The sequence below is a fragment of the Methylomagnum sp. genome, from assembly GCF_054333355.1.
In genome coordinates, this window is record NZ_JBTEKS010000432.1 from 1 (window position 1) to 3,505 (window position 3,505).

Below are 3,505 nucleotides of genomic sequence, written 5' to 3' on the forward strand. Positions count from 1 at the left end.
CTAGCGGAGATCATGGGGTGGGGGTATTGGGATGGATACGCAGGCGGGCCGGGGCTTCGATGTCTTCCCGGTGTTCGCCTCGGCTCCGCTCGGCGAACGGCTCAGCCCATGGGGACTTGCGGGCCGGGTTCCGGCATGAAGTGCCACGCCTCGTCCATCCATAACAGCAGCAGGCTGGCGGCCATCGACACCAGCAGCAAGAACAGCGAGACGGTCATCCCCGCCACCAGCCCGACCGGACGGCGGTTGTGTTCTTGGCGTAAAGCGATGGCGTAGAAGCCACCCAGCATTTGGGAGGCGACGAAGATTGCAATCACCAGGATGAGCCTGTCCTTGAGATGGAAGGCGTGGTTGGTCACGTCGGCGACCACCGTCAGCAGGGTGGGGGCGTACATCAAGGTGGCAGGCAACGCCAGCAGATAGGCTTTGAGCGGAGACAGGCTAACCGCATCGTCCCGGCTCACGATCCACAGCAGCGGCGTCGCCCACAGGAGGTTGATCGCCAGCACTATCGTCAGCAAGCCCAGAAACTCGTCAAGGCTGCGGGCGGCGGGGTTGGTGAGAAAGTTCACCAAATGATAAAGCAGGGCATGGGCTTTGAAGAGAAAGGGATTCATGGCGGGGGTTGTTATAATTCGGCTCACTCAAATGCGCACCCAAAATTGCTTCCCTTCGCGGGGCGCTCCACAAGCCCAAGATTATCCCCAAATGCTTAGTTATCGCCACGCCTTTCATGCCGGCAATCACGCCGATGTCTTCAAACACTTTGTTTTGAATCTGTTGGTGCGCTCCCTGCTCAACAAGGACAAGCCGTTTTTCTACCTCGACACTCACTCCGGGGCCGGGCGCTACAACCTCAATGCCGACATGGCGCAGAAAAACCGTGAACACGCCAGCGGCATTACCCGGCTCTGGCAGGAGAAAAACCCGCCGGAAGCCATCAAGGAATACCTCGCCGCCGTGAAGATCACCAATCCGGGCCGCGAGTTACGCTGGTATCCCGGCTCGCCGCGCATCGTCCGGCCTTATCTCCGGGCCAAGGACCGGATGACGCTGTGTGAGCTGCACTCCACCGAATCCAAGCGGCTGGCGGCGGAATTCGCCGGAGACAGGCAAGTGCGGGTCGAAGCAGTGGACGGCTATCAGGCGCTCCGGTCGCTGTTGCCGCCGCTGGAGCGGCGTGGGCTGGTGCATATCGACCCGAGCTTTGAAATCAAGGACGAGCGGCGGCGCTTGCTGACGGCGGTCAAGGAAGCCTATCGGCGCTGGGCCACGGGGATGTTCGCCGTGTGGTATCCCATCCAGGACCGGGCCACGGCGGACGATTTCCTGCGCCGCTTCGCCAAACTGGGCATCCCCAAGGTGCTGGTGGCGGAATTCACCGTGCTGCCCGACGAGGCATTCCGGCTCAATGGCAGCGGCATGATTATCATCAACCCGCCCTGGCAATTGGAGCAGCAGTTGAAGGCCGCGTTGCCGTGGCTGTGGGAGAAGCTGGCGGCGAACGGGCAGGGAAGCTGGCGGGTGAAGTGGCTGGCGGCGGAGCGAATGGGCGAGGTTAAGAGCGCTTCCGATTCGGACGAAGAATAAGCCCGGCCATGGGCCATGGATGGGTGGGAGTGGGCTTTCAGCCCACGACTAGGCTCGGCTGTCGCGGGCTGAAGCCCGCTCCCACGGCCTTTCTGCTCGCGCATGGGAGATGGCCGTGTGTGGGGTTCCGCGAAGCTCCACCCAGCCTTGTTTGGGGTTATCCGCCCAACCCATGCACCCAATAAATCACCAGCACCCCGGTGGTAATCAACCCGACTTGCTGGAACGCCGCCACCGCCGTGGTGCGCTGGTGCAGGCTGGGGATGAGGTCGGCCACGGCGATGTAGATGAAGCTCGACGCGGCCAGGGCGAGGATGTATGGCAACGCCCCGTGGATGTGTTCCAGCCCGAAATAGGCCAGCACCCCGCCCAGCAGCGTGGACAGGCTGGATAACAGGTTATAGAACAGCGCCTTGCGGCGCCCGTAGCCGCTTTGGAGAAGGATGGCGAAATCGCCGACTTCCTGGGGAATCTCATGGGCCACCACCGCGAGGCTGGTGACAACGCCCAGATGCACATCGGTGAGGAAGGCCGCCGCGATGAGGATGCCGTCCACGAAGTTATGGATGGCGTCGCCCACCACGATCAACGTCCCGGCGGGCTGGTGGAAATGCTCCTCGGTGTGGGTCTCGCAATGATCCGCGTGGCAATGCCGCCACAGCAACAGCTTTTCCAGCAGAAAAAATCCCAAAATACCCGCCAGCACCGTAGCCAGCAGGCTCTCCGTCTGCGGGCCGTCCGCCGTTTCCAGGGCTTCCGGCAACAGGTCCAGGAAAGCCACGCTCAGCAGCGCCCCCAGCGCGAAGCTGACCCCATGGGGCAGCACACGCGGGTGGTGGTGGTCGGGGATGAGCAGGAACAAGCCAGCGGCGGCCACACTCAGCAAGCCACCGAGCAGGGTGAAGACAACGATCCAGAGAAGCAGAGCCATGCGGGATTCTTGTTATAGAGCCTGGGGTTAAAGTGCAAAAGGAGCGCGGCCAGCTTGGCCGCGAGCGGGCGAGACGCCCGCGCTCCCGGACTTCGCTCATTGGAAGCTCAGGTGCTCCTTGCCGAAATACGACACGAGCGCCGACGGAATCTTCACGCGCCCGTCGGGCTGCAGATTGTTTTCGAGCAGCGCCGCCAGCACGCGAGGAACGGCGAGACCCGATCCGTTGATCGTATGGACGAGTTCGGGTTTGCCACTTTCCTTGCCGCGAAAACGAATCTGCGCGCGCCGGGCCTGAAATGCCTCGAAATTCGAGCAGCTGGAAACCTCCAGCCAACGCTTCTGGCCCGCGGACCAGACTTCGAGATCGTATTTTTTCGACTGGGCGAAACCGAGGTCGCCGCCGCACATCAACAATACGCGATACGGCAGATCGAGTTTCTGCAGCAGCCGCTCGGCGTCCCCGCGCAGCTTGTCGAGCTCCTCGTAACTGGACGATGGATGCACCCACTTCAACAGCTCCACCTTGTCGAACTGGTGCAGCCGGTTCAGGCCGCGCACGTCCTTGCCGTAGCTGCCCGCCTCGCGGCGGAAACACGGGGTGTAGGCGCAGCGATAGATCGGCAGCGCCGCCTCGTCGACGATCTCGTCGCGGAAGAAATTCGTCAGCGGCACCTCCGCCGTTGGCACCGCATACAGGTGATCCGGGGTGGTCTCATACATCTGCCCTTCCTTGTCCGGCAGCTGTCCGGTCGCGGTCGCGCTCGCCGCATTGACGAAGATCGGCGGGTTCACCTCCACGTATCCAGCTTTCGCATTCTCATCCAGGAAGAAATGCAGCAGCGCCCGCACGATCCGCGCGCCGTCACCGACGTAGAACGGAAATCCCGCGCCGGTCACTTTTGCGCCGCGGGCAAAATCGAACAGCTTGTCGAAACCGGGAATTTCCCAGTGGGGCAGGGCATGCGGCCGCGGTTCGTCGTG

Annotated in this window: 4 protein-coding genes; 1 reads left to right on the forward strand and 3 read right to left on the reverse strand. The window is 62.5% G+C overall.

Annotation, left to right across the window (positions count from 1 at the left end; genetic code table 11):
* Positions 1 to 101: 101 nt before the first annotated feature.
* Positions 102 to 617 carry a hypothetical protein gene (locus ACXWUF_RS20595; RefSeq protein WP_458496431.1) on the reverse strand — a complete coding sequence of 172 codons (516 nt, stop codon included), beginning with the start codon at positions 615 to 617 and terminating at the stop codon, positions 102 to 104.
* Between the two features lie 91 nt (positions 618 to 708).
* Between ACXWUF_RS20595 and ACXWUF_RS20600 the strand changes: the two genes are divergently transcribed.
* Entirely contained in the window at positions 709 to 1,590 is an 882-nt protein-coding gene (locus tag ACXWUF_RS20600) for a 23S rRNA (adenine(2030)-N(6))-methyltransferase RlmJ (RefSeq protein WP_458496432.1), read from the forward strand.
* Between the two features lie 157 nt (positions 1,591 to 1,747).
* Here the strand turns inward: ACXWUF_RS20600 and ACXWUF_RS20605 are convergent, their stop codons facing one another.
* Positions 1,748 to 2,521: a ZIP family metal transporter gene (locus tag ACXWUF_RS20605; RefSeq protein WP_458496433.1), complete on the reverse strand. Its 774-nt coding sequence runs from the start codon at positions 2,519 to 2,521 to the stop codon at positions 1,748 to 1,750.
* 96 nt (positions 2,522 to 2,617) lie between these two features.
* On the reverse strand, positions 2,618 to 3,505 hold an 888-nt coding region (gene serS / locus ACXWUF_RS20610), incomplete at its 5' end, for a serine--tRNA ligase (RefSeq protein WP_458496434.1).

What these genes read in the sequence shown, in the direction of transcription:
- ACXWUF_RS20595 (WP_458496431.1), bottom strand. Translation starts at nt 617, where the DNA reads ATGAATCCCTTTCTCTTCAAAGCCCATGCCCTGCTTTATCATTTGGTG.
- ACXWUF_RS20600 (WP_458496432.1), top strand. Translation starts at nt 709, where the DNA reads ATGCTTAGTTATCGCCACGCCTTTCATGCCGGCAATCACGCCGATGTC.
- ACXWUF_RS20605 (WP_458496433.1), bottom strand. Translation starts at nt 2,521, where the DNA reads ATGGCTCTGCTTCTCTGGATCGTTGTCTTCACCCTGCTCGGTGGCTTG.